The organism is Streptomyces sp. AN091965, from assembly GCF_022698285.1.
GTDB lineage: Bacteria > Actinomycetota > Actinomycetes > Streptomycetales > Streptomycetaceae > Streptomyces.
Map to the genome: position 1 here is coordinate 6,070,509 of NZ_JALDMY010000001.1, position 25,397 is coordinate 6,095,905.

Here is a 25,397-nt window from a genome sequence, read left to right on the forward strand (position 1 = left end):
CGCTTACGCCCTACGCGCGTAGATGACGAGGCTCACGGGATCGGGATCGTTGCCTTGTCGTTTCCGACAAGGTGATCGCCCGGGAGCCCTCAGGAGCGGGTCAGCACGGGCGTTTGCGCAGTTCCATCACGTAGTCGTGGGGGGCGCCCGCGGACTCGGCGGCGTCGGCCAGCTCGCCGAGGTAGCGCGCCGACGGCAGGCCGCCCTCGTAGCCGTTCAGGACGTAGACCCACGCGGGCTCCTCGCCCTCCAGGGTGTGGATCCGCACCCGCATGCGCCGGTAGATGTCGAGGCCGACGCCCTCCCAGCGGTCCATGGAGTCCTCGTCCATCGGCGCCACGTCGTACAGGGCGACGAAGACCTGGGAGCGCGGGGCCTCCACGATCGTGGCCAGTGCGCCCTCCCAGCCCATGTGCTCGCCTCCGAACGTCAGCCGCCAGCCGTTCAGCCAGCCGGTCGCGCGCAGCGGCGAGTGCGGGGCGCGGCGCGTCATGAGCCGCGCGTCGAGATTGCCGGCGTACGCGGCGTAGAGCGACATGCCGTCGAGGGTACGGCTTTCTGGCGTGGGCGCCCTACGCAGTTGCCGTTCTGGGGGCTGCGCCCCCATTCCCGGCATTCCTGGGGGTTCGGGGGCTGTTTCTCGGGTGCGGGTGGGTGTTCGCGCTGCGCGCTCGTCCTCAAACGCCGGACGGGCTTGATCATCGCGCTGCGCGCTCGTCCTCAAGCGCCGGACGGGCTGGACGGGGCGCCGGGCCGGTGTTCGATCCGTCCCAGGGGTGTTGTGGATTCCCTGCGGCGACGCGCTGGATTCGGCCCCGGGTCAACGGGGTGGTGGGGGGTGCGGGAGAATGGAGTACGTGACTCGGATCGTGATCATTGGTGGCGGACCCGGCGGATACGAGGCGGCGCTGGTCGCGGCCCAGCTCGGCGCGGAGGTGACCGTCGTCGACTGCGACGGTCTGGGCGGGGCGTCGGTGCTCACCGACTGCGTGCCGTCGAAGACCCTGATCGCCACGGCCGAGGTGATGACCACCTTCGACTCGTCGTACGAAGAGCTCGGGATCATCGTCGAGGACGACACCCCGCACATCGACCAGGCCGCGCGTGTCGTGGGCGTGGACCTCGGCAAGGTGAACCGGCGGGTGAAGCGGCTCGCGCTCGCGCAGTCGCACGACATCACCGCCTCCGTGACGCGGGCGGGCGCACGCGTGTTGCGCGGCCGCGGGCGCCTGGAGGGCCAGCAGGCCATGGACGGGTCGCGGACCGTGGTCGTGCGCGCCGCCGACGGGTCCGAGGAGCGGCTCACCGCCGACGCCGTGCTCATCGCCACCGGCGGCCACCCGCGCGAGCTGCCGGACGCCCAGCCGGACGGCGAGCGCATCCTGAACTGGACGCAGGTGTACGACCTCGACGAGCTGCCCGAGGAGCTCATCGTGGTCGGCTCCGGCGTCACCGGTGCCGAGTTCGCAGGTGCCTACCAGGCGCTCGGGTCCAAGGTGACCCTCGTGTCGTCGCGCGACCGCGTGCTGCCGGGCGAGGACCCGGACGCCGCCGCCGTCCTGGAGGACGTCTTCCGCCGCCGCGGGATGAACGTGATGGGCCGTACCCGCGCCGCCTCCGCCAAGCGCGTGGGCGACCGCGTCGAGGTCACCCTCGCCGACGGGCGCGTCATCTCCGGCTCGCACTGCCTCATGGCCGTCGGCGCCATCCCCAACAGCAGCGGCATGGGCCTGGAGGAGGCCGGGGTCAAGCTGAAGGACTCCGGGCACATCTGGACCGACCGGGTGTCCAGGACCTCCGCCCCCGGCGTGTACGCGGCCGGTGACGTCACCGGCATCTTCGCCCTCGCCTCCGTGGCCGCCATGCAGGGCCGCATCGCGATGTACCACTTCCTGGGCGACGCGGTGACCCCGCTGAACCTGAAGACCGTCTCGTCGAACGTCTTCACCGACCCGGAGATCGCCACCGTCGGCTACACCCAGGCCGACGTCGACGCGGGCAAGATCGACGCCCGGGTGGTCAAGCTGCCCCTCCTGCGCAACCCGCGCGCGAAGATGCAGGGCATCCGGGACGGCTTCGTCAAGATCTTCTGCCGCCCCGGCACCGGGATCGTGGTCGGCGGTGTGATCGTCGCGCCGCGCGCTTCGGAACTCATCCACCCCATCTCGATCGCGGTCGACAACAATCTGACGGTGGAGCAGATCGCTAACGCCTTCACCGTGTACCCCTCGCTTTCGGGGTCGATCGCCGAGGTGGCCCGGCAGCTGCACACGCGGAAGACGAGCGGCGAGGCCTGATTCCGGCGTCCCCGGGGGCCGCGCGCGGCCCCCGGAAGTGATCCCTCCGGCGGCCGGAATCAACTCTTCGCAGGTCACAGCCTGTTGCCGTCCATGCGTCCGGCATAGGCGCGTAGAGTACCCCTATACCACTCCCACCCCTGTCGTGCGTACAACTTCTGTAATTCGGCGCAAACTGCTGAAAGCAGACGGTCGTTGGGGTTACTGTCAGTTTCGTGTTCGCTGCAGAACGTCGCCAATTGATCCTCGAAATGGTGCGGGCCAACGGGGCTGTGTCGCTCCGTGAGCTCGCCCGCGTCGTCCAGACCTCCGAAGTGACCGTACGGCGGGACGTGCGCGCGCTGGAGGCAGAAGGACTCCTCGACCGCCGGCATGGCGGTGCGGTATTGCCGGGCGGATTCACGCGGGAGTCCGGCTTTCCGCAGAAATCGCATCTCGCGTCCGCCGAGAAGACGGCCATCGCCGACCTCGCGGCGGGTCTCGTCGAAGAGGGCGAGGCCATCGTCGTCGGGGCGGGTACGACCACGCAGGAGCTGGCCCGCCGGCTCGCGCGGGTACCCGGCCTGACCGTGGTCACCAACTCCCTGCTCGTGGCCCAGGCCCTGGCCCACGCCAACAGAGTGGAAGTCGTCATGACCGGCGGCACCCTGCGCGGCTCCAACTACGCCCTGGTGGGCAGTGGTGCCGAGCAGTCCCTCCAGGGGCTCAGGGTCTCGCGCGCCTTCCTGTCCGGCAGTGGGCTGACCGCCGAGCGCGGCCTGTCCACGTCGAACATGCTGTCCGCGAGCGTGGACCGCGCGCTCGTCCAGGCGGCGGCCGAGGTCGTGGTCCTCGCCGACCACACCAAACTCGGCACGGACACGATGTTCCAGACCGTGCCGACGGACGTCATCACCCGCCTCGTCACCGACGAACCGCCCGCCCACGACGACCGCGCGGCCACCGAGTTGCAGGCCCTGGCGGACCAGGGCGTGCAGATCGCCGTGGCCGGCGGGGCCGCGGGCCCCGGTCAGGGCCCGGGCGTCGACTCCGTTCCCACGGGCCGCCAGCCCCGCAGGGACGTGCCGCTGCCCGGCCAGCGGCGGGGGCACGGGGGCCAGGGGCCGCAGCTGCGCAGTGCGGCGGTCCTGGGCGACCAGCAGCCCGGGGAGCGGGCGGCGAGGGTGGCCGACCTCCGGCGGCGGTAGGTCCGGGGGCGGGGCGCGCTCCGCGCCTCGTCCTCAGCCGCCGGACGGGCCCGCGGGCTGGGCCTTGAGGCCGCGCAGGGTCAGGGTGAGCAGACGGTCGGCGAGCTCCGGGTCGTCGGGGGACTCCTCGGCGGCCAGGGCGATCGCGTTCGTCAGCTGGAGCAGGTCCTCGATGGACACGCCCGCGCGCACCGCACCCGCGGCCTGGGCGCGGGCGAGGAGGGCCGCGCCCGCCTCCCGCATGGGGCGGCTGCACCGCCCCAGCGGGGTGCTGTCGTCCCGCGACACCGACATCAGGGCCCGTGCGAGCCCCCGGTACTCGCTCGCGTGCGCGACCAGGGCGCGCAGCCACGCCACGAGGGCCGCACAGGGCTGCGGGGCGCCGAGCAGCTCCCGCGAGCGGCTCAGCAGGTCGCTGACCGCCTCCTCGAACACGGCGCTCATCAGGGCGTGGCGGTTCGGGAAGTGCCGGTACAGGGTGCCGATGCCCACGCCCGCGCGGCGGGCGACGTCTTCGAGGGAGGTGTCCGTACCGTGCTCCGCGAAGGCGGAGCGGGCCTCCTTCAGGAGGCGCTGGTGGTTGCGCTGGGCATCGGCGCGCATGCGGCCTCCTCGGTCGCGGACGGTCTGAACGCCCCCGCCCACCCGCCCCGGAAGGGGACGGGTGGGCGGAGGCCTGGCGGTACGGGCTCAGGGTGCCCGTACCGGGAAGAGTCAGTCCTTGATCTCGCAGATGGCCGCGCCCGAGGTGAGGCTCGCGCCCACCTCCGCCTGCAGGCCCTTGACGGTGCCGGAGCGGTGGGCGTTGAGGGGCTGCTCCATCTTCATGGCCTCCAGGACCACGATGAGGTCGCCCTCCTTGACCTCCTGGCCCTCCTCGACCGCGACCTTGACGATCGTGCCCTGCATCGGCGAGGCCAGGGTGTCGCCGGACGCCGCCGGGCCGGACTTCTTGGCCGCGCGGCGCTTCGGCTTGGCACCCGCCGAAAGGCCCGTACGCGCGAGGGACATGCCCATGCCTGCGGGCAGGGAGACCTCCAGGCGCTTGCCGCCGACCTCGACGACGATCGTCTCGCGGTCGCCGTCCTCCTCCTCGGCGTCGCCGCCCACGGGGGCGAACGGCGGGATGTCGTTGACGAACTCGGTCTCGATCCACCGGGTGAAGACCGTGAACGGCTCGTCGGAGCCCGTCAGTTCGGGCGCGAACGCCGGGTCGGTGACCACCTTGCGGTGGAACGGGATGGCGGTGGCCATGCCCTCGACCTCGAACTCGGCCAGCGCGCGGGCGGCCCGCTCCAGGGCCTCCTTGCGGGTGCGCCCGGTGACGATCAGCTTGGCGAGCAGCGAGTCCCAGGCCGGGCCGATGACCGAGCCGGACTCGACGCCCGCGTCCAGGCGCACGCCGGGACCGGAGGGGGTCGCGAACTTGGTGACGGTGCCGGGGGCGGGCAGGAAGCCCCGGCCCGGGTCCTCGCCGTTGATGCGGAACTCGAAGGAGTGGCCGCGCAGTTCGGGGTCGCCGTAGCCCAGTTCCTCGCCGTCGGCGATGCGGAACATCTCGCGGACCAGGTCGATGCCCGCGACCTCTTCGGTGACCGGGTGCTCGACCTGAAGGCGCGTGTTGACCTCCAGGAAGGAGATCGTGCCGTCGGCGCCGACCAGGAACTCCACGGTGCCCGCGCCGACGTAGCCGGCCTCCTTCAGGATCGCCTTCGAGGAGCTGTACAGCTCCTCCAGCTGGGCGTCCGAGAGGAACGGGGCCGGGGCCTCTTCCACCAGCTTCTGGTGGCGGCGCTGGAGCGAGCAGTCACGGGTGGAGACCACGACCACGTTGCCGTGCTGGTCGGCGAGGCACTGGGTCTCGACGTGGCGCGGCTTGTCCAGGTAGCGCTCCACGAAGCACTCGCCGCGGCCGAAGGCGGCGACCGCCTCGCGCACCGCGGAGTCGTACAGCTCCGGCACCTCTTCGAGGGTGCGGGCGACCTTCAGGCCGCGGCCGCCGCCGCCGAACGCCGCCTTGATGGCGATGGGCAGGCCGTGCTCCTCGGCGAACGCGACGACCTCGTCGGCGCCCGAGACCGGGTCCGGGGTGCCCGCGACCAGCGGGGCGCCCGCGCGCTGCGCGATGTGCCGGGCGGCGACCTTGTCACCCAGGTCCCGGATCGCCTGCGGCGGCGGCCCGATCCAGGTGAGGCCCGCGTCCAGGACGGCCTGCGCGAACTCGGCGTTCTCGGAGAGGAAGCCGTAGCCGGGGTGGACGGCGTCCGCCCCGGAGTCCTTGGCGGCGGCGAGCACCTTCGCCATGTCCAGATAACTGGTCGCCGGGGTGTCACCGCCGAGGGCGAACGCCTCGTCTGCGGCCCGCACATGCAGCGCGTCCCGGTCGGGGTCCGCGTAGACGGCAACGCTCGCGATCCCGGCATCCCGGCACGCCCGGGCGACCCGGACAGCGATTTCGCCACGGTTGGCGATGAGCACCTTGCGCACGATGGCTCCCTCCTTGAAACAAGCCGAGTTTAGGGACTGCCGACACGCCCTTTCGACCCGTCCCCATTGGTGAGCTTGCCCACACGGAGCGTGATCCGAGGCGCGCCCGACCCCCGAAATCCCTTGTCGCACCGTGGTACGCAGGGTCCCTTCCCGGCAGCGTAGCCCTCCGGTGTGCTCAAGGTCTCTGTGAGGGCGCGCTGCGGCGGGGGAGCTTTCTTTGTGGAGTCCCTACGAATGGCCCAATGAATCTTTGCCTCCGGCACAGCTCTTGTCCCTCGGTTTACCCGTTAGTAGCGTGCCCGATGGCTCGTACGTACTTGCGGTAACAGCAGTGGAGGGTGGGTGGGCGCCGTGGGGCGCAGGCCGGTGGCGTGGGCGGGCGCGGTCGTACTGGGGGCGGAGGCGGCCGGCATCGCGTTCCTCAACTGGTTCCTCGGCCTGGTCGTCGACAAGCAGAAGATGTCCCTCGCCGGGCTCGAACCGCACGCCATGACCGTGGCGACGTGGATCGCGGGCGCCGTCCTCGGGCTCTATCTCGCGCTGTGCGGCTTCCTGCTGGCGCGCGCCGCCGTGCTCGACCGCGCGCCGGGCGGGTTCGGGCGCGCCGTGCTGATCAGCGCGGCCGTGGTGCACGCGCTGCTCGGCGCGTTCGCGGTGGGCCTGGTGGGCTGGCTCGCGTTCGCGTTCATGATGCTGGTGCTGGGGCTCGTCGTGCTGACGCTGATGGCCTACGACCGCCACGAGGGCCGGGCCGTGGCGGCGGACGCCCCGCCGCCCGGCGACGGGGCCCCGCGGACGGCGTGAGGCGCCCTCCGAGGCCTCGCGCTACTCGGCCCACAACTGGGTGATGCCCACGCCCAGTTCGGCCAGGAGGCGGCGGAGCAGCGGCAGGGAGAGGCCGATGACGTTGCCGTGGTCGCCGTCGATGCCGTCGATGAACGGGGCCGAGCGGCCGTCGAGCGTGAACGCGCCCGCCACGTACAGCGGTTCGCCGCTCGCCACGTACGCCGCGATCTCCTCGTCCGAGGGCTCGCCGAAGCGGACCACCGTCGAGGCGGTGGCGGCGACGTGCCGGCCCGAGGCCGTGTCGTACACGCAGTGCCCGGTCTGCAGGACGCCCGCGCGGCCGCGCATCGCCTTCCAGCGGGCGGTGGCCTCCTCGGCGTCGGCGGGCTTGCCGAGGGCCTGGCCGTCCAGCTCCAGGACCGAGTCGCAGCCGATGACCAGGGCGCCCTTGACGTCCGGCCGTGCGGCGACCACCGACGCCTTCGCCTCGGCCAGGGCCTTGGCGAGCTCGGCCGGGGTGGGGGCGGAGACCGCGTCCTCGTCGACCCCGCTGACGATCACCTCGGGGGCGAGCCCCGCCTGGCGCAGCAGGCCGAGGCGGGCGGGGGACTGGGAGGCGAGGACGAGGCGGCGGGCGGGCTGATCACTCATGCGGTCAGCGTAGCCCCGGATCGGCCCGCTCAGACGATCCCCAGGACCAGCAGCGCGAGGAGCATGGCCACCGCCAGGAGCACGCCCGCGCGGCGCATCTTGACCTGCATGTCCCGCATGTCCTTGGGGGGGTCGTTCTCCGGGTCGGACCACAGCATGGCTCCGATGGTGCGCGCCGGTCCTGCCCCGCGCCTGAGTACGCGTACCTAAGTTCCGCAGATCGTTCGTTCACCCGTACAACCCCGTGCCGGTGTCCGGTGTCAACTACGCGTTGGTTCTGTGGGAGGGAGCGTTCTGATATGCGCGCACTGCGCACCAAGGTCCTGATGGCGGTGGCGACGGCGGCGGTGGCCACCGGGGGCCTCGTCGTCCCGCTCGCGGGCCCGGCCGCGGCCGCGCCGGCCGCGAAGGACGCCGCCGACTTCAACGGCGACGGCTACGGTGACGTGGTCCTCGCCACCCCCGACGCGACCGTGAACGGCGTCAAGAAGGCCGGGCACGTCGCCGTCCTGTACGGCTCCGCCGACGGCGTCGCGGGCGGGCGCAAGCAGCTGCTCAGCCAGGCGTCGGCGAAGGTGCCGGGCGCGCCGGAGGAGCGCGACGGCTTCGGCGCCGCGTACGACACCGGGGACCTGGACGGCGACGGGTACGCGGACCTGGTCGTCGGGGTGCCGGGCGAGAACGACCAGCGCGGCCTCATCACCGTGCTGTGGGGCGGCCGCGGCGGGCTCGTCCACGGCGGCCTGAGCATGGCCCCGCTGCGCACGGACGACGTGCACTACGGCGGGTCCGTCGTCGTCGGCGACTTCGACGGCGACGGCAGGCAGCACGTCGCCACGCACTCCTACTGGGGCGCGGTCAGCCTCTCCGGCGACGGCTTCACCCGGACCCGGGCACCGAAGCAGCAGCGCCTGAACCTCCACGGCGACGACGCCTTCCGCCTCGTGGAGCGCCTGGAGGCCGGGGACTACGACGGCGACGGCGACGACGACCTGCTCGCCTCCGGCATCGCCAACGCGGAGGGCGACTTCCTCGACGGCTGGGTCGGCTACTGGAAGGGCGGCCGCACCGGCGTCACGTTCACGCGCCCGCCCGCCGCGCTGCCCGCGACCCGCACCGGCCTGGACGGCTCGGGCGACGTGAACAAGGACGGGTACGAGGACGTAGTGATCACCGACAAGGCCGCGGCCAAGGGCGGCGCGGTCGGCGTCTACTACGGCGGCAAGCGCGGTCCCGGCAGCGGCGGCAGCACCGTGCTCGACCAGGACAGTCCCGGCGTACCGGACGAGGGCGAGGACGGCGACGCGTTCGGCGCGAGCGCCTCGGTCGGCGACGTCGACGGCGACGGCTACGCCGACGTCGCGGTCGGCGCCCCGGCCGAGGGCGTGGACGGCCGGACCGCCACCGGCGCGGTCCACCTCCTCAAGGGCTCCGCGGCCGGGCTCACCGCAACCGGCGCGCAGGTCGTCGACCAGGGCACGCCGGGCGTGCCGGGCGCGGCCGAGGACGACGACCGCTTCGGCTCCGCGGTCCAGGTGCGGGACACCGACGGCGACGGCAGGGCCGAGGTCGTCGTCGCCGCGTCCGGCGAGGACGTGTTCCCCGGCGCGCGGTGGAACGACGGCTCCGCCTGGGTGCTGCGCGGCACGAAGGGCGGGATCGGCACCGCGGGGGCGTACGCGCTCAGCGAGAGGGCGTTCGGCCTGACCTACCAGAACAAGCGGTTCGGGTCCGTGCTCGGGCGCTGAACCGCCGTGGTGGGGGCGCGGGCCGCGCCCCCACCGGGCCCGTCACACGGGCCAGTACGTGCGGCCCCAGGACGCGGGGCCCGGCTGCGGAAGGCGCTCCCGGGCCACCCGGGCCGGGTCCGCCCAGGCGTCCGGGGTGCGGGGCGCGCCGGACGGCGCCTGCGCGGCCGCCGCGGCGCGCGCCTGGACCACCGCCAGGGCGGCGGCCAGCTCCTCGGGGGTCGGGTTGCCTCGTACGACCTTGATCACGAATGGGCTCCTCGGGGGTCGGGACACAGCCGTGGGGGCCGGGCTACAGCGGGATGTTGCCGTGCTTCTTCGGGGGCAGGGACTCGCGCTTCGTGCGCAGCTGGCGCAGGCCGCGCACGAGGTGCGAGCGGGTCTCGGAGGGCATGATCACCGCGTCCACGTAGCCGCGCTCGGCGGCCGTGTACGGGTTCAGGAGCGTGTCCTCGTACTCCTGGATGAGCCGCGCCCGGGTCTCCTCCTGGGCGGCCCCGTCCCCGGCCGCGGCGATCGTGCGGCGGTGCAGGATGTTCACCGCGCCCTGCGCGCCCATCACCGCGATCTGCGCGGTCGGCCAGGCCAGGTTGAGGTCCGCGCCCAGGTGCTTGGAACCCATCACGTCGTACGCGCCGCCGAAGGCCTTGCGCGTGATCACGGTGATCAGCGGCACCGTCGCCTCCGCGTACGCGTAGATCAGCTTGGCGCCGCGGCGGATGATGCCCTCGTGCTCCTGGCCGACGCCGGGCAGGAAGCCCGGCACGTCCACGAAGGTCAGGACGGGCACGTTGAACGCGTCGCAGGTGCGCACGAAGCGCGCGGCCTTCTCGCTCGCGTCGATGTCGAGGCAGCCCGCGAACTGCATCGGCTGGTTGGCGACGATGCCCACCGGGTGGCCCTCGACGCGTCCGAAGCCGGTGAGGATGTTCGGCGCGAACAGCGGCTGCGTCTCGAAGAAGTCCCCGTCGTCCAGGACGTGCTCGATGACCGTGTGCATGTCGTACGGCTGGTTGGCGCTGTCCGGCACGAGCACGTCGAGCTCGCGGTCCTCGTCGGTCGCCTCCAGGTCCGCCTCCTCGGGGAAGACCGGGGGCTCGCTGAGGTTGTTCGACGGCAGGTAGGAGAGCAGCGACTTGACGTACTCGATCGCGTCCTTCTCGTCGCCCGCCATGTGGTGCGCCACGCCGGAGGTCGCGTTGTGCGTGCGGGCGCCGCCCAGCTCCTCGAAGCCGACGTCCTCGCCGGTGACGGTCTTGATGACGTCCGGGCCCGTGATGAACATGTGCGAGGTCTGGTCGACCATCACCGTGAAGTCGGTGATCGCCGGGGAGTACACGGCGCCGCCCGCGCACGGCCCGACGACGAGGCTGATCTGCGGGATCACCCCGGACGCGTGGGTGTTGCGGCGGAAGATCTCGCCGTACATCCCGAGGGCCATCACGCCCTCCTGGATGCGGGCGCCGCCCGAGTCGTTGATCCCGACGACCGGACAGCCCGTCTTCAGGGCGAAGTCCATCACCTTCATGATCTTCTGGCCGAAGACCTCGCCGAGCGAGCCGCCGAGGACCGTGAAGTCCTGCGAGAAGACGGCGACCGGGCGGCCGTCGACCGTGCCGTAACCGGTCACCACGCCGTCCCCGTACGGGCGGTTGTGCTCCATGCCGAAGTCGGTGGAGCGGTGCCGGGCGAACTCGTCGAGCTCCACGAACGAGCCCTCGTCGAGCAGCAGCTCGATCCGCTCGCGCGCCGTCAACTTCCCCTTGGCGTGCTGCTTCTCGACCGCGCGCGCCGAACCGGCGTGCTTCGCCTCCTCGATGCGGCGCCGCAGGTCGGCCAGCTTCCCGGCGGTCGTGTGGATGTCGGTGCCGGGATCGCCCCCGGGGGGCGCCGGGGACTCCTGGGGCTCCTGGGGCTGCGCGGAGGGCTGCTTGGGCTCGTGCGGCTCGGACATCGGGACGCGGCTCCCTGCCTGCTCAAAGGGGACGGTGAGGGGCTTACGGCGCTGGCTACTGACTCGTAGCGTATCGGCGCGGATACGCCTGTGCAGTGCGGCGTTTACCACACCTAGGGTGGCTTGCATGACGCCGTCGAATGACCCAGAGAACGCCGGGAACCGCTGGAGCGACCTGGACCGCCCGCCCCTCCACGCGGCCGCGCTGCGCCGCGCGCTCGTCCGCGACGGCGGGCTCTACCGCTCCCTGGACGTGGTGACGTCCACCGGCTCCACCAACAGCGACCTGGCCGCGCGCGCCGACGAGCTGCCCGAGGGCGCCGTGCTCGTCGCCGAGGCGCAGAGCGCGGCGCGCGGCCGCCTGGACCGGCGCTGGACCGCGCCCGCGCGCTCGGGCCTGTTCTTCTCCGTCCTGCTCAAGCCGGACGAGGTGCCCGTCGAGCGGTGGGGCTGGCTGCCGCTGCTCACCGGCGTCGCCGTCGCCACCGGGCTGGCCCGCTCCGCCGGGGTCGACACCGCGCTGAAGTGGCCCAACGACCTGCTCGTGACCGTCGACGGGGACGAGCGCAAGGCCGGCGGCATCCTCGCCGAACGCGCGGGCGCCACCGGCGTCGTCGTCGGCATCGGCATCAACGTCACCCTGCGCGCGGCCGAGCTCCCCGTGCCGCACGCGGGCTCCCTCGCCCTCGCGGGCGCCGTGAGCACCGACCGCGACCCCCTCCTGCGGGCCGTCCTGCGCAGCCTGGAGCGCTGGTACGGCGACTGGCGCGCGGCCGGGGGCGACCCGGCGGCCTGCGGCCTCCAGGAGGCCTACGCGGCGGGCTGCGCGACGCTCGGGCGCGCGGTGCGGGCGGAGCTGCCCGGGGGCCGCGCGGTCTCCGGCGAGGCCGTGGCGGTGGACGGGGACGGGCGGTTGGTTCTCGCCACGGAGGCCGGGGTGCGGCAGCCCATCGCGGCGGGGGACGTGGTCCACGTGCGGGGCACCGGCTGACCGGGGGCTCCGCCCCTGGACCCCCCTGTCGGCGCTCCGTGCCCCGTCCTCGAACGCCGGACGGGCTGGATCTTCCAGCCGGGGGTCCGGGGCGTCCCACGCGGGAGGCGGGCCGAGTCGGGAGTGAGCTGGGGCACACCTGCCGTAAAGTTGGCGCCGGTCGATATCTGACCGTGGCAGATCGGAAGGGCAGCAGGCGTGACCGTCGACGACACCGGCTCCGGCCAGGGCGCACACCCAGCCCCCGACGGTGAGCCCCGCGCGGCGGGCGGCCAGGACGACAAGCCGGACGACTCCTACCGCCCGGCGGAGCCGGACCTCGCGGCGGCCCTCGACCGCACGGCGAACCCGGGCAAGCCCGATGACCCGGACGACGACAAGGACCCCCTGGCGCTGCGCCTGGAGCAGCTGATCCTCGGGGCCGACCGGCGCTACACCCCCTTCCAGGCGGCCCGTAGCGCGGGCGTCTCCATGGAGCTGGCGTCCCGCTTCTGGCGGGCCATGGGCTTCCCCGACATCGGCCAGGCCAAGGCCCTCACCGAGGCCGACGTGCTGGCGCTGCGCCGCCTCGCGGGCCTCGTCGAGGCGGGCCTGCTGAGCGAGGCGATGGCGGTCCAGGTGGCGCGGTCCACCGGGCAGACCACCGCCCGGCTCGCGGAGTGGCAGATCGACTCGTTCCTGGAGGGCCTCACCGAGCCGCCCGAGCCGGGCATGACCCGTACGGAAGTCACGTATCCGCTCGTCGAACTGCTGCTGCCCGAGCTGGAGGAGTTCCTCATCTATGTGTGGCGGCGGCAGCTCGCCGCGGCCACGGGCCGGGTCGTGCAGGCGGCCGACGACGAGGAGATGGTCGACCGGCGGCTCGCCGTCGGCTTCGCCGACCTCGTCGGCTTCACGCGGCTGACGCGGCGCATGGAGGAGGAGGAACTCGGCGAGCTGGTCGAGGCGTTCGAGACGACGGCCGCCGACCTGGTCGCCGCGCACGGCGGACGGCTCATCAAGACCCTCGGCGACGAGGTCCTCTTCGCCGCCGACGACGCCGGGATCGCTGCCGAGATCGCGCTGCGGCTCATCGAGACCATGGCGAACGACGAGACCATGCCCGAGCTGCGCGTCGGCATCGCCTTCGGCACGGTGACGACCCGCATGGGCGACGTGTTCGGCACCACCGTGAACCTCGCGAGCCGCCTCACCTCGATAGCGCCCCGGGACGCCGTGCTCGTCGACGGGGCCCTCGCCGAGGAGCTGACCCGCACCGGGGAGGCCCCGGCGTCGGAGACGGAGGCCGCGGCGCTCGCCGAGCGCGCCGAGGAGGACGGCGAGGAGCCGCCCGGGTACCGCTTCGCGCTCCAGCCGATGTGGCAGCGGCCGGTCCGCGGCCTCGGCATCGTCGAGCCCTGGCTGCTCACCCGCAGGGGCTGACGCCCGCCCGGTGACGGGTACCCAAGGCGCGGTCCTGCTGACATGATCGCGGGGTAACGGCCGTTAACCGGGAGTTGGAGGGGTCATGGGTGAGCTGCGGTTCGGGGAGTTCGTGGGGGTGCGCCGGCACGGGCACGTGGCGGAGCTCGCGCTCGACCGGCCCAAGGCCATGAACGCCGTGTCCAGCGCCATGGCCCGCTCCATCAGCGAGGCCTGCGACGCGCTCGGCGCGGACCGGGACGTGCGCGTGGTGGTGCTGACCTCCACGCACGAGCGCGCGTTCTGCGTGGGCGCCGACCTCAAGGAGCGCAACTCCCTCACCGACGCGGAGCTGGTGCGCCAGCGGCCCGTCAGTCGGGCCGCGTACACCGGGGTGCTCGACCTGCCGATGCCCACCGTCGCCGCCGTGCACGGCTACGCCCTCGGCGGCGGCTTCGAGCTCGCGCTGTCCTGCGACGTCATCGTCGCGGACCCGACGGCCGTCGTCGGTCTGCCCGAGGTGTCCGTGGGCGTGCTGCCCGGCGGTGGCGGCACCCAGCTGCTGCCCCGGCGCGTGGGCGCCGCGCGGGCCGCCGAGCTGATCTTCTCGGCGCGCCGCGTCGAGGCGGCGGAGGCCAAGGAGCTCGGGCTCGTCGACCTGGTGGCGGGCGAGGGCGAGGACCGCGACGAGGCCCTGGCGCTCGCCGCCCGCATCGCCGCGAACTCGCCCGTCGGGCTGCGCGCCGCCAAGCGCGCGCTGCGCCTCGGCCACGGGCTCGACCTGCGCGCGGGCCTGGAGGTGGAGGACGCGGCCTGGCGGTCGGTGGCGTTCTCCGGGGACCGGGTGGAGGGCGTGGCGGCGTTCAACGAGAAGCGCAAGCCGGAGTGGCCCGGGGAGTAGGGCCGTCCGGGGCCGGCGCCCCGAAGGGGCGCGGGGCTGTGCTCATCCGCGGCTCCGCCGCGCGGGCGCGACCGGCGACGGCAGGACCCGCAGTCGGCCGACGGCCCGTCGCGGCAATCCGGCGAAGCGCACAGGGCCACCGGGGCCCGGCCCCGTGTCTCCCTTTGCCTGGATTGTCCGTAACCTGGAGTGATGGGAAGCGACGTTCGGTTGCGCGCTGTCGTGGCGCTCGCGCAAGGGATGGCCGCCGCGCACACCCCGCGCGGGTCCTGGCGCGCGGCCGCCCAGGGCGCCCGGCGGGCCCTGGACGGGAGCTTCGCCGCGCTGTCCGTGTGGGAGCGCGAGCGCGGGCGCCTGCGCGTCCTCGCCAACGTCGGGGAGCTGGCCGCGGGGGAGGAGGAGTTCCCCGAGGGCGAGGCCTACCCCGTCCACCAGTTCCCGGAGATCACGGAGTTCCTGCACGAGCGCTGGGCGGGCGGCGGCGAGCCGCACGCCTGGGTGGAGACCGCGCGGGGCCCCAGGGACGGCGGGCGCGCGGGCTACTGCCACCAGCGGGTCGCCGCGCTGCGCAGACGCGGGCGCGGCTGCTGCGTGGTGGCCCCGATCGTGCTGCGCGGGCGCGCCTGGGGCGAGCTGTACGTGGCGCGGCCGGTGGGCGCGCCGGTCTTCGACCGGACCGACGCGGACTTCGCATCCGTCCTCGCGGCCGTGGTCGCCGCCGGGATCGCCCAGACCGAGCGCCTGGAGGAGGCCCGGCGCCTCGCCTTCACGGACTCCCTCACCGGCCTCGCCAACCGGCGCGCGGTCGACGTACGGCTCGACGAGGCCGTGGAGCGGCACCGGGCCGAGGGCGTCGTCGTCAGCCTCGTCGTCTGCGACCTGAACGGGCTCAAGCAGGTCAACGACCGGCTCGGGCACGCGGTCGGCGACCGGCTCCTGGAGCGCTTCGGCTCGCTGCTCTCGCTGTGCGGGGCGATGCTGCCGGGGGCCCTCGCGGCCCGGCTCGGCGGCGACGAGTTCTGCCTCCTGTCGGTCGGCCCCTCCTCGGACGAGGTGGTGCGGGTCGCCGACGAACTGTGTCTGCGGGCGTACGAGTTGGAGCTGGGCGAGGGGGTCGCCTGCGGGGTCGCGTCGACGGGGGACCCGATCGGTCCGGTGCGGTCGGCCCGGCGCCTGTTCCGGCTCGCGGACGCGGCGCAGTACCGGGCGAAGGGTGCGCGGGCGCTGAAGCCGGTGGTCGCGGGCCGCGAGGGCGCGGACGACCCCGTGGTACGCCTCGCGGACGAGGCGGCGACCCCCGCGCGCGGCGAGCGACGCCGCTTCCGGGGCCGCTAGCCCGGGCGCGGGGCGGGCTCGGCCCGCCCGTCCGGAGTTCACCAGTGACAGCGCCAGTTTCAATGCGTACGCTCCTGAATATGGATATGCAGACTGTGGTCGTAGGGACGTCCGGCACCACCGCCGCGGACGTCGTGGCCGTCGCCCGCCGGAACGCCCGCATCGAGCTCGGCGACGACGCCGTCGTCGCCCTCACCGCGGCCCGGGAGATCGTCGACGCCCTCGCCGCCAAACCGGAGCCGGTCTACGGCGTCTCCACCGGCTTCGGCGCCCTCGCCAGTCGGCACATCGACCACGACCTGCGCGCCCAGCTCCAGCGGAACATCGTCCGCTCGCACGCGGCGGGCATGGGCCCGCGCGTGGAGCGCGAGGTCGTGCGGGCGCTGATGTTCCTGCGCCTGAAGACGGTCTGCTCCGGCCACACCGGGGTGCGCCCGCAGGTCGCGCAGACCATGGCCGACGTCCTGAACGCGGGCATCACCCCGGTCGTCCACGAGTACGGCTCCCTGGGCTGCTCCGGCGACCTCGCCCCGCTCAGCCACTGCGCCCTGACCCTGATGGGCGAGGGCGAGGCCGAGGGCCCGGACGGGACGGTGCGGCCCGCCGCCGAGCTGCTCGCCGAGCACGGCATCGCCCCGGTCGAGCTGCGCGAGAAGGAAGGCCTCGCGCTGCTCAACGGCACCGACGGCATGCTCGGCATGCTGGTGATGGCCCTCGCCGACCTGGACGTCCTGTACAAGTCCGCCGACATCACCGCCGCGCTCTCCCTGGAGGCCCTGCTCGGCACGGCGAAGGTCCTCGCGCCCGAGCTGCACGCCATCCGCCCGCACCCCGGGCAGGCGGCCGCCGCAGCCAACATGCTGGCCGTCCTCGCCGGTTCGGGCCTGACCGGGCACCACCAGGACGACGCGCCGCGCGTCCAGGACGCGTACTCGGTGCGGTGCGCCCCGCAGGTCGCGGGCGCGGGCCGGGACACCCTCGCGCACGCCCGCACCGTGGCCGAGCGCGAGCTGGCCGCCGCCGTCGACAACCCGGTCGTCCTGCCGGACGGGCGCGTGGAGTCCAACGGCAACTTCCACGGCGCGCCCGTCGCGTACGTCCTGGACTTCCTCGCCGTCGCCGCCGCCGACCTCGGCTCCATCGCCGAGCGGCGCACCGACCGGCTCCTTGACAAGAACCGTTCGCACGGCCTGCCGCCGTTCCTCGCCGACGACGCCGGTGTCGACTCCGGCCTGATGATCGCCCAGTACACGCAGGCCGCCCTGGTCAGCGAGATGAAGCGGCTCGCCGTGCCGGCCTCCGCCGACTCGATCCCGTCCTCCGCCATGCAGGAGGACCACGTCTCCATGGGCTGGTCGGCCGCGCGCAAGCTGCGGACCGCCGTCGACAACCTCGCCCGGATCCTCGCCGTCGAGCTGTACGCGGCCACGCGCGCCGTCGAGCTGCGCGAGGGCCTCACCCCCGCCCCCGCGAGCCGCGCCGTCATCGAGGCCGTCCGCAAGGCGGGCGTCGAGGGCCCGGGTCCCGACCGCTATCTCGCGCCGGACCTGGCGGCGGCGGAGCGGTTCGTCCGCGGCGGCGAGCTCGTCACCGCCGCGGAGAAGGTCACGGGGCCGCTGGCCTGATCACGGCTTCGGCACCGGCTCCGGTTCGCCCGGAGCCGGGCCGTCGTCGGCGGGGCCCGTGGTGCCTGTGGTGCCCGCCGGGTCCGTGGTGCCTGTGGTGCCCGCCGGGTCCGTGGTGCCCGCCGCGCTCGCCGTCAGGAAGTCCTCGCTGATCTCCTTCGGCCCGTACGGCCACACCTTCTCCCGGCGCGCCCACACCACGAACGCCACGCAGCCGAGCGCGACCCAGGCGAGCGACCACTCGATGGGGTGGCGGCCCGGCGCGTTCTTGTCGGCGTACCCGTAGATGACCAGCCAGCCCGCGAGTGCCACGAAGCTCGGCAGCGGGTACAGCCACATGCGGTAGGGGCGGCGCAGCGTCGGCTGGCGGCGGCGCAGCACGCTCAGGGCGAGGATCTGGGCCAGCGCCTGCACCAGGACCATCACGGCCGTCAGGAGCTGGATCAGGGTCGCGAGGTCGGTGTGGCGGCCGAGCAGGAAGCCCCCGGACGTCACCACGCCCATCGTCGCGAGGCCGAGCACCGGGAAGCGGTGCCGGGCGTGCAGCTTCGCGTACGGCCGGAAGAACACGCGGTCGCGGGCCGCGTCGTAGGGCACCCGGGAGCCGCCGAGCAGCCCCGCGAAGACCGACGCGAACGCGGTGATCAGGATGAGCACGGTCACCGTGTCCGCCGCGCCCTTGCCCCAGGTCTCCTCCAGGACCGCCGACGCCACGGACGTCGAGGCCACGTCGTCGGGGTCCGTCATGCGGTGCCAGTCGATGACGCCGAGCGTGCCGATCTGGAGCAGCAGGTAGATCGTCATGATGCCGAGGATCGAGAAGACGATCGCGCGGGGCAGGGTGCGCCCCGGATCCTTGATCTCGGCGCCCAGGTAGGCGGCGGTGTTGTAGCCGAGGTAGTCGTAGATGCCGATCGTCAGGCCGCCCGCGAAGCCGATCCAGAAGTGGTCGCTGGTCAGCTCGAAGGCACCGGACGGGTAGGTGAACGCCAGATCGGCGTCGAAGTGCGTGAGCGAGGCGACGATCACGCAGCCCACCGACAGGATCATCACGACCCACATCACGGCCGTGATCCGCGCGATGTGCTCGATGCCGCGCCACAGCAGCGTGACGACGAGCGCGATCACCCCGAGCCCGATCAGATCGCCGGTCGTCCGCCCCATGCCGGGCGCGAGGTAGCCCAGGTACTGGACGAACCCCACGATTCCCGTGGACATGCCCACCGGGATGAACAGCATCGCCGTCCACACGAACAGGAACGGCATCAGCCGCCCCGTGCGGTACTGGAAGGCCTGGCGCAGATAGACGTAGCTGCCGCCCGAGCCCGGCATGGCGGCGCTCAGCTCGGCCCAGACCAGGCCGTCCGCGAGCGCGAGCAGCGCGCCCGCGACGAATCCGGTGACCGCCTGCGGCCCGCCGAACGCGGCGACCATCAGCGGGATCGTCACGAAAGGTCCGATGCCACACATCTGGCTCATGTTGATGGCGGTGGCCTGGAAGGGGCCCACACGGCGGACGAAGCCCTTCTCCGGCATGGGAGCCTCCTGGGCGCGACGGTCGGCACGGCCGATCGACCACGGTACGGACGATCGCCGTCGAGCCCAAGAGGTCCGACGAAAGCGCGAGTTGGAGCCTCGGCCGTCAGGGTCTGCTCAGAGGGGCCCGCTGTCCCGCCGTACGGACGCCACACCCGGGTCGGTCCGTACGCGGCGCGGGCGTGGCAGAGGCGCCGTCCGGCACGCGCCCCGCCCGGCTCAGTCGGTCGTGCCGTCCCTGCGTACCGAATACGCCACGAAGCCCGCCCCGAGTCCCAGGAACGCCGTGCCGCCCACCACGTACGGGGTGGTGTCGGCGCCGCCCGTGTCCGCGAGCCGGTCCTCGGTGGCGGTCGCCCGGGGCGCGGCGGAGGTGTGGTGGGGCGCGTCGGGCGCCGGGGCCGCCTTCGCGGAGGGGACGAAGCACAGGGCGCTGAGCAGGGCCGCGGCGGCGGCCGCGGTCAGCAGCGGGCGAAGTGCGGTCACGGGAAACGGATCCCCCTTGTGGAGCTGGCGAATTGGCCGTCTGGGGCGATGCTAATGAAAGGCGCGGGTCGTGCGGAAGCCGAGCCGGGCGCGGGCCGTACCCTCCCTCCCATGAACGTGAACGAAACATCACGCTTTGTACGGCTGCGTGCCGAATTGGTCGTCGAGGTGGACGGGTCCGGCGACCTGACCGCCGCCGCCCTGAAGCGCATCGTGGACGACCCCCACCTGCCCCACGACGAGCGCATGCACGCCGAGTCCACCGTCAAGGAGGACGACGCGGAGGCTCTCGCCTATCTCGTGGACCCCTTCGACCTGGTCAAGGAGCTGCCCGGAATCGAGCTGACCCAGGCGTCCTGGAGCAGCGAAGTGATCGACTACGACCCCGATTCGCCGGACTGGGACCCGGACGAGCATGATGACGGTGAGGACGGCGAGGAGCCCTAGGGCGCGCCCGCGGCACCGCGCACCGGTCGGCACCGGAGCGAGAGGGAGCCCCGGACGGCAACCGCCGTCCGGGGCTCCGTCGTCTCCTGAACGCGCGGCGGTCCCGTCCGTCCCGCCCGACGTGGCGTTCCCCACATTCGAGGCGGAAATGGAACGCGACGGACCGGGAACTGCGTTAGGCGTGAAGCGGGATTACGGGGCCCTTGGGTCTTGTGCGGATTCGGCAACGATGGAGATGCGTGTAATGACGGACAGTAAGCGGCGCAGAGGTCTGGTGGCCGTGTCCGCCCTGGTCGGCGGGGTGCTCGTGCTCTCCGCCTGTAGCGGTGACGACGGCGACAAGAAGGGCTCCGGCGGCAAGGAGCCGCAGAGCCAGGTCGACGAGGCGGCGGCGGAGAAGACCTCGGCGGCCAAGATCGCGATCGCGCCGAAGAACGGCTCCGACAACGCGAGCATCAACAAGGACGCCAAGGTCACCGTGAGCGAGGGCACGCTCACGAACGTGGTGATGAAGGCCGAGGGCGGCGCCGCGGTCGCCGGCCGGATATCCGCGGACAAGAAGACCTGGAAGCCCAGCGCCCAGCTGGAGCGCGCCACGACGTACAAGATCACCGCGACCGCCGCGGACTCCGAGGGCCGCAAGGCGCACGAGAACTCGTCCTTCACGACCGTCTCGAAGGCCAACAGCTTCATCGGCAGCTTCACCCCCGAGGACGGCTCCACGGTCGGCGTGGGCATGCCGGTGTCGATCAACTTCGACAAGCCGATCACCAACAGGAAGGCCGTGCAGAGCGGGGTCAAGGTGACCTCGACCTCCGGCCAGGAGATCGTCGGCCACTGGTTCGGCAACCAGCGCCTGGACTTCCGCCCCCAGGACTACTGGAAGGGCAACACCACCGTCACGCTGAAGCTGGCCCTGGACGGCGTCGAGGGCGCCGACGGGGTGTTCGGCGTCCAGCAGAAGACGGTTCAGTTCAAGATCGGGCGCAATCAGGTGTCCGTCGTGGACGCCAAGACCAAGCAGATGAAGATCATGCGGGACGGGAAGGTCGTCAAGACCATCCCGATCTCCGCCGGGTCGCCCGACAACAAGACGTACAACGGCAAGATGGTGATCTCCGAGAAGTTCAAGGAGACCCGGATGAACGGCGCGACCGTGGGCTTCACGGACAGCGACGGCAAGGGCGAGTACGACATCAAGGACGTGCCGCACGCCATGCGCCTGTCCAGCTCCGGCACCTTCATCCACGGCAACTACTGGGGCTCGCAGTCGATCTTCGGCAATGTGAACACCAGCCACGGCTGCATCGGCCTGCAGGACGCGAAGGGCGCGGGCGACAAGTCGACCCCGGGCTCCTGGTTCTTCGAGAACACGATCACCGGTGACGTCGTCGACGTCCGCAACACCGGCGACAAGACGATCGCCCCGGACAACGGCCTGAACGGCTGGAACATGAGCTGGACGCAGTGGAAGGCGGGCTCCGCCCTCTGATCCACCGCCTCCGGGCCGTCCGCACGGGCCCGCACCCCGACCGGGGTGCGGGCCCGTCGCGCGTCCGGGTGCGGGCCGCCGCCGCGGCGCCGGGGTCCGTGCTCCGTGTCCGCGGCGTTGCGGGACCATGTTGAACCGGCCAACAAGCTCAACTATTCACTTCTGTCTCATAGTTGAACGGATATCGTCCTCCTCGACATACTGCGTGACTCAGAGCTTTCACCTTTGAGGGGGAAACTTGCTCAGACAAGTGAAGAAAGCGAGACGACCGGTCACCGCGCGGCGCGCGGGCGCGGCCACCGTCGCGGCCGCGGCGGCCGTGGCGCTGGCCGCGGGCATGACCAGCCCGGCCCAGGCGGGCTCCGGCTCCGCCGCACCTGAGCACGATCGCGTCAAGACACCGGTGAAACACCACGTCACGCTCCTCACGGGGGACCGCGTGACGGTCGACTCCCAGGGGCGCGTCACCGGGTTCGCCCCCGGGAAGGGGCGGGCGCACATACCCGTGCGGACCACCCGCGCGGACGGCCACACCCTCGTCGTGCCGGCCGACGCCCAGCGCCTGATATCCAGCGGCAAGCTCGACCAGCGGCTCTTCGACATCACCGAGCTGAGCAAGAAGAGCAGCCGTGCGTCGCAGAAGCAGGGCCTGAAGGTCATCGTCGCCTACAAGGGCGCGGCCGCCGAGGCCAAGGCCGACGTCCGGGACGCGGGCGGCACCAAGCTCCGCCGCGCCCTGAAGACGCTCAACGCCGACGCCGTGCAGACTCCGAAGCGCGACGCCGCGAAGCTCTGGGACGCGCTCACCGCCGAGCGCGGCGCGGCCCGCACCACCGCGTCCGGCATCAGCCGCGTCTGGCTCGACGGCACCCGCAGGGCGAGCCTCGACAAGAGCGTCAAGCAGATCGGCGCCCCCAAGGCCTGGCAGGCCGGGTACGACGGCAAGGGCGTGAAGATCGCCGTCCTGGACACCGGTGTCGACGCCACCCACCCCGACCTCAAGGAACAGGTCGTCGGGGCGAAGAACTTCACCCCGTCGCCCGACGCCAAGGACCGCGTGGGCCACGGCACGCACGTCGCGTCCATCGCCGCGGGCACCGGCACGAAGAACAGCGCCTACAAGGGCGTCGCCCCGGGCGCGAAGGTCCTGAACGGCAAGGTCCTCGGCGACGAGGGCTCCGGCGACGACTCCGGGATCATCGCGGGCATCGAGTGGGCGGCCGCCGAGGGCGCCGACGTGGTGAACCTGAGCCTCGGCGGCGGCGACACGCCCGGCGTCGACCCGCTGGAGGCCGCCGTCAACAAGGTCTCCGAGGACAAGGGCATCCTCTTCGCGATCGCCGCGGGCAACGACGGGGCGCCCGCCTCGGTCGGCTCGCCGGGCAGCGCGGACGCGGCCCTGACCGTCGGCGCGGTCGACGACAAGGACAAGCTCGCGGAGTTCTCCAGTCAGGGCCCGCGCATCGGCGACGGAGCGATCAAGCCCGACGTGACGGCGCCGGGCGTGGACATCACCGCCGCCGCGGCCCCGGGCAGCCAGATCGAGAAGGAGGTCGGGCAGAAGCCGGAGGGCTATCTGACGATCTCCGGCACCTCGATGGCGACGCCGCACGCCGCGGGCGCCGCCGCGCTGCTCAAGCAGCAGCACCCGAAGTGGACGTACACCGAGCTGAAGGGCGCGCTCACCGCGTCCACCAAGCCCGGCAAGTACACGCCGTTCCAGCAGGGTTCGGGCCGGATCGCCGTCGACAACGCCATCAAGCAGTCCGTGATCGCCGACCCGGTGTCGGTGAGCTTCGGCACCCAGGCGTGGCCGCACACCGACGACAAGCCGGTCACCAAGAAGGTCACGTACCGCAACCTCGGCAGCGCCGCGGTCACCCTCGACCTGGCCCTCACCACGGCCGACCCCAAGGGCAACCCGGCGCCCTCCGGCTTCTACAAGCTCGGCGCCAAGAAGGTCACCGTCCCCGTGGGCGGCACCGCCTCGGTCGACCTGACCAGCGACACCAAGCTGGGCGGCACCCTCGACGGCGCGTACTCCGCGTACGTGACCGCGAGCGGCGGCGGCCAGTCCGTGCGCACGGCCGCCGCGGTGAACCGCGAGGTCGAGTCGTACGACGTGACGGTGAAGCACGTGGGCCGCGACGGGCAGCCCGCCACGGCCTACAGCTCCGCCCTGTTCGGCACCTCCGGGTCCACCGCCAACCAGGACTTCCCGGTCCACGACCCGTCCGGCACGGCCAAGGTCCGCGTGCCCAAGGGCGGTTACGCCCTGGACGCCAGCGTCTTCGTCGACCCGCAGGACGCCACCAAGGGCATCGACTGGGTCGTCCAGCCGAAGCTGAACGTCACCAAGGACACCACGGTGACGGTGGACGCGCGCACGGCGAAGCCCGTCGACGTCACGGTGCCCGCCGCCGACGCCAAGTCCGAGCTCGCGCTGCCGCTCTACGGCATCAAGAACGGCGCCGTCGACTTCGCCTCGGGCTGGTTCCTCGACTCCTACGCGGGCTTCCGCACCGCGCACCTCGGCCCGGCCGTCAGCGACGGCTCACTGCGGCAGAGCTGGGACGCGCGCTTCTCCAAGGGCGAGAAGGCCGAGTACGACGTCGTGTCGGGCGGCAAGGTCAAGCAGTTCGCCACCGGCTACACCAAGCACTACAAGGAGTCCGACCTCGCCACGGTGAAGGTCGGCCTCGGCGCCGCGTCCAGCGGGAAGCAGGCCACGGTCGCCGCCTTCGGCTATCTGCCGGGCAGCGGTCTGAGCGTGGCGCTCGGCGTGCCGCAGAAGGCCCCGGGCACGCGCACCCTGTACGTCTCCGCGATCGACAAGGTCAAGTGGACCCTGGAGTTCGAGCAGCTGGGGGCCCCGGGCGACGACGGCGGTCCGGTCTCCGACGCCTCGTACTCGCTCGGCGCTCCGCAGACCTTCACGGCGGGCAAGACGTACGAGAAGAAGTTCAACACGGCCGTCTTCGGGCCGCGGATCGGCGGCGAGTTCGGCGTCTCCCGCAAGGGCAACGAGATCTCCGGCTTCCTGCCGCTGTTCGCCGACGGCCAGACACACGCGGGCAGCTCCCGGTACACGTCCGTGAAGACCACCCTGAAGCACAACGGCACGCAGATCGGTGAGAACACCGACCCGCTGACCGGCGAGGCCTTCAAGGTGCCCGCGGGCGACGCGCAGTACCAGCTCTCGACCTCGGTCAAGCGCAGCGTGGCCGTGGCTGCGGCCTCCACGCGGATCGACGCGAGCTACTCGTTCCGCTCGAAGAAGACCACGGCCGTCACCAAGCTGCCCGTCTCCGGCGTGCGCTTCAACGCGGCCGTCGGCCTCGACAGCCGGGTGCCCGCGGACAAGAAGCAGTCCGTGCCGGTGACCGTGCAGGGCGCGGCCGCCGGAGCGAACCTCAAGTCCCTCACGGTCTGGGTCAGTTACGACTACGGCCGCAACTGGAAGCCCGTCGAGGTCAAGAACGGCAAGATCTCGGTGAAGAACCCGGCCGCGGGCAAGGGCATCTCCTTCCACGCCAAGATCAGCGACAAGAAGGGCAACAAGTCGACGCTGTCGATCTACAACGCGTACTACGGCAAGTGAGCCGGTCCCCGCGTGCGGCGGGGGCGGCCCCTTCGTGAGTACGTGAGCTAGTCGCTCCGAGGCGCGGCGCCGAACGGACTGTCGATCACATATCGCCAGTATCCGTCGGCGCCGCGTCGTGCTACGTCCGTGGCCGTCGCGCGCACCTCGCCGCCGATCTCCCAGTCCACGACGAGCAGTGCGATATCGCCGTCACCAGCGATGTGCGCCTGCCGGGTGCGCACGGAGATGGGCAGGCCGAGAGCCAGGAACGGGGCGTTCTGTGCGGCGATCGCGGCGTCCCCGTGCACCGGCACGCCGGACTCCGGTACGAACGCGGCCCCCGGCTCGTACAGCGCGCGGACCGCTTCCGGATCACCGCTGTTGAACCGCGCGGCGAACGCGGCGGGGACGTCCTCGGCGCGCGTCGGCAGGGGCGTCGGGGGCAGGATGGGGGTGCTCGGTTCGGTCATGCACAGCACGGTAGGAG

Annotated in this window: 22 protein-coding genes; 12 read left to right on the forward strand and 10 right to left on the reverse strand. The window is 72.6% G+C overall.

Annotated elements, in window-relative coordinates; translation table 11 throughout:
* Window positions 1–100: 100 nt before the first annotated feature.
* Window positions 101–538, reverse strand: a complete 438-nt coding sequence (locus tag MQV74_RS25935) for a gamma-glutamylcyclotransferase (protein ID WP_138961494.1) — start codon at window positions 536–538, stop codon at window positions 101–103.
* 310 nt (window positions 539–848) lie between these two features.
* On the opposite strand from MQV74_RS25935, the gene MQV74_RS25940 reads away from it, so the two are divergent.
* The gene (locus MQV74_RS25940; RefSeq protein ID WP_242721812.1) at window positions 849–2,297 is read left to right on the forward strand and encodes an NAD(P)H-quinone dehydrogenase; all 1,449 of its coding nucleotides are present in this window, start codon (window positions 849–851) and stop codon (window positions 2,295–2,297) included.
* Window positions 2,298–2,548: 251 nt separating this feature from the next.
* The gene (locus MQV74_RS25945) at window positions 2,549–3,484 is read left to right on the forward strand and encodes a DeoR/GlpR family DNA-binding transcription regulator (RefSeq protein WP_242729144.1); all 936 of its coding nucleotides are present in this window, start codon (window positions 2,549–2,551) and stop codon (window positions 3,482–3,484) included.
* 33 nt (window positions 3,485–3,517) lie between these two features.
* On the opposite strand, the gene MQV74_RS25950 is transcribed toward MQV74_RS25945, so the two are convergent.
* Both MQV74_RS25950 and MQV74_RS25955 read right to left on the reverse strand, forming a co-directional pair.
* Window positions 3,518–4,087, reverse strand: a complete 570-nt coding sequence (locus MQV74_RS25950; RefSeq protein ID WP_242721815.1) for a TetR/AcrR family transcriptional regulator — start codon at window positions 4,085–4,087, stop codon at window positions 3,518–3,520.
* Window positions 4,088–4,198: 111 nt separating this feature from the next.
* Window positions 4,199–5,971 (reverse strand): acetyl/propionyl/methylcrotonyl-CoA carboxylase subunit alpha, encoded by a 1,773-nt coding sequence (locus MQV74_RS25955; RefSeq protein ID WP_242721818.1) that lies wholly within the window; start codon window positions 5,969–5,971, stop codon window positions 4,199–4,201.
* 345 nt (window positions 5,972–6,316) lie between these two features.
* On the opposite strand from MQV74_RS25955, the gene MQV74_RS25960 reads away from it, so the two are divergent.
* Window positions 6,317–6,778 carry a hypothetical protein gene (locus MQV74_RS25960; RefSeq protein ID WP_242721821.1) on the forward strand — a complete coding sequence of 154 codons (462 nt, stop codon included), beginning with the start codon at window positions 6,317–6,319 and terminating at the stop codon, window positions 6,776–6,778.
* A gap of 21 nt (window positions 6,779–6,799) precedes the next feature.
* On the opposite strand, the gene MQV74_RS25965 is transcribed toward MQV74_RS25960, so the two are convergent.
* Together MQV74_RS25965 and mmpB are read right to left on the reverse strand one after the other, a co-directional pair.
* Entirely contained in the window at window positions 6,800–7,411 is a 612-nt protein-coding gene (locus MQV74_RS25965) for a nucleoside triphosphate pyrophosphatase (protein WP_242721825.1), read from the reverse strand.
* 29 nt (window positions 7,412–7,440) lie between these two features.
* Complete coding sequence (gene mmpB, locus MQV74_RS40880) at window positions 7,441–7,569, reverse strand: morphogenic membrane protein MmpB (RefSeq protein WP_278194222.1); 129 nt, start codon at window positions 7,567–7,569, stop codon at window positions 7,441–7,443.
* Window positions 7,570–7,710: 141 nt separating this feature from the next.
* Here mmpB and MQV74_RS25970 point away from each other — a divergent pair, with 141 nt between their 5' ends.
* Window positions 7,711–9,159: an FG-GAP repeat protein gene (locus MQV74_RS25970; protein WP_242721828.1), complete on the forward strand. Its 1,449-nt coding sequence runs from the start codon at window positions 7,711–7,713 to the stop codon at window positions 9,157–9,159.
* Between the two features lie 42 nt (window positions 9,160–9,201).
* Here MQV74_RS25970 and MQV74_RS25975 read toward each other — a convergent pair whose 3' ends face one another.
* Together MQV74_RS25975 and MQV74_RS25980 are read right to left on the reverse strand one after the other, a co-directional pair.
* Window positions 9,202–9,408 (reverse strand): acyl-CoA carboxylase epsilon subunit, encoded by a 207-nt coding sequence (locus MQV74_RS25975; RefSeq protein WP_138961501.1) that lies wholly within the window; start codon window positions 9,406–9,408, stop codon window positions 9,202–9,204.
* A gap of 43 nt (window positions 9,409–9,451) precedes the next feature.
* Entirely contained in the window at window positions 9,452–11,113 is a 1,662-nt protein-coding gene (locus tag MQV74_RS25980) for an acyl-CoA carboxylase subunit beta (RefSeq protein ID WP_242721832.1), read from the reverse strand.
* A gap of 127 nt (window positions 11,114–11,240) precedes the next feature.
* Between MQV74_RS25980 and MQV74_RS25985 the strand changes: the two genes are divergently transcribed.
* The 5 genes from MQV74_RS25985 (at window position 11,241) to hutH (ending at window position 17,366) form a co-directional block, all read left to right on the forward strand.
* The gene (locus MQV74_RS25985; RefSeq protein WP_242721835.1) at window positions 11,241–12,104 is read left to right on the forward strand and encodes a biotin--[acetyl-CoA-carboxylase] ligase; all 864 of its coding nucleotides are present in this window, start codon (window positions 11,241–11,243) and stop codon (window positions 12,102–12,104) included.
* Between the two features lie 198 nt (window positions 12,105–12,302).
* Window positions 12,303–13,526 (forward strand): adenylate/guanylate cyclase domain-containing protein, encoded by a 1,224-nt coding sequence (locus MQV74_RS25990; protein ID WP_242721839.1) that lies wholly within the window; start codon window positions 12,303–12,305, stop codon window positions 13,524–13,526.
* 85 nt (window positions 13,527–13,611) lie between these two features.
* Entirely contained in the window at window positions 13,612–14,406 is a 795-nt protein-coding gene (locus MQV74_RS25995) for an enoyl-CoA hydratase/isomerase family protein (RefSeq protein WP_242721842.1), read from the forward strand.
* 192 nt (window positions 14,407–14,598) lie between these two features.
* Window positions 14,599–15,741, forward strand: a complete 1,143-nt coding sequence (locus MQV74_RS26000) for a GGDEF domain-containing protein (RefSeq protein ID WP_242721845.1) — start codon at window positions 14,599–14,601, stop codon at window positions 15,739–15,741.
* 86 nt (window positions 15,742–15,827) lie between these two features.
* A complete protein-coding gene (hutH, locus tag MQV74_RS26005) occupies window positions 15,828–17,366 on the forward strand; it encodes a histidine ammonia-lyase (protein WP_242729146.1) in 1,539 nt (512 codons plus the stop codon).
* Here hutH and MQV74_RS26010 read toward each other — a convergent pair whose 3' ends face one another.
* Together MQV74_RS26010 and MQV74_RS26015 are read right to left on the reverse strand one after the other, a co-directional pair.
* Entirely contained in the window at window positions 17,367–18,902 is a 1,536-nt protein-coding gene (locus MQV74_RS26010) for an APC family permease (protein WP_242721848.1), read from the reverse strand.
* Window positions 18,903–19,121: 219 nt separating this feature from the next.
* Window positions 19,122–19,388, reverse strand: a complete 267-nt coding sequence (locus MQV74_RS26015; RefSeq protein ID WP_242721851.1) for an LPXTG cell wall anchor domain-containing protein — start codon at window positions 19,386–19,388, stop codon at window positions 19,122–19,124.
* 111 nt (window positions 19,389–19,499) lie between these two features.
* Between MQV74_RS26015 and MQV74_RS26020 the strand changes: the two genes are divergently transcribed.
* From MQV74_RS26020 to MQV74_RS26030, 3 genes are all read left to right on the forward strand, one after another.
* The gene (locus MQV74_RS26020; protein ID WP_242721854.1) at window positions 19,500–19,835 is read left to right on the forward strand and encodes a hypothetical protein; all 336 of its coding nucleotides are present in this window, start codon (window positions 19,500–19,502) and stop codon (window positions 19,833–19,835) included.
* A 244-nt stretch (window positions 19,836–20,079) separates the two neighbouring features.
* The gene (locus MQV74_RS26025; protein WP_242721857.1) at window positions 20,080–21,327 is read left to right on the forward strand and encodes a L,D-transpeptidase; all 1,248 of its coding nucleotides are present in this window, start codon (window positions 20,080–20,082) and stop codon (window positions 21,325–21,327) included.
* 250 nt (window positions 21,328–21,577) lie between these two features.
* Entirely contained in the window at window positions 21,578–24,928 is a 3,351-nt protein-coding gene (locus MQV74_RS26030; protein ID WP_374120689.1) for a S8 family peptidase, read from the forward strand.
* Window positions 24,929–24,975: 47 nt separating this feature from the next.
* Here the strand turns inward: MQV74_RS26030 and MQV74_RS26035 are convergent, their stop codons facing one another.
* A complete protein-coding gene (locus tag MQV74_RS26035) occupies window positions 24,976–25,380 on the reverse strand; it encodes a YybH family protein (protein WP_242721859.1) in 405 nt (134 codons plus the stop codon).
* Window positions 25,381–25,397: the final 17 nt, after the last annotated feature.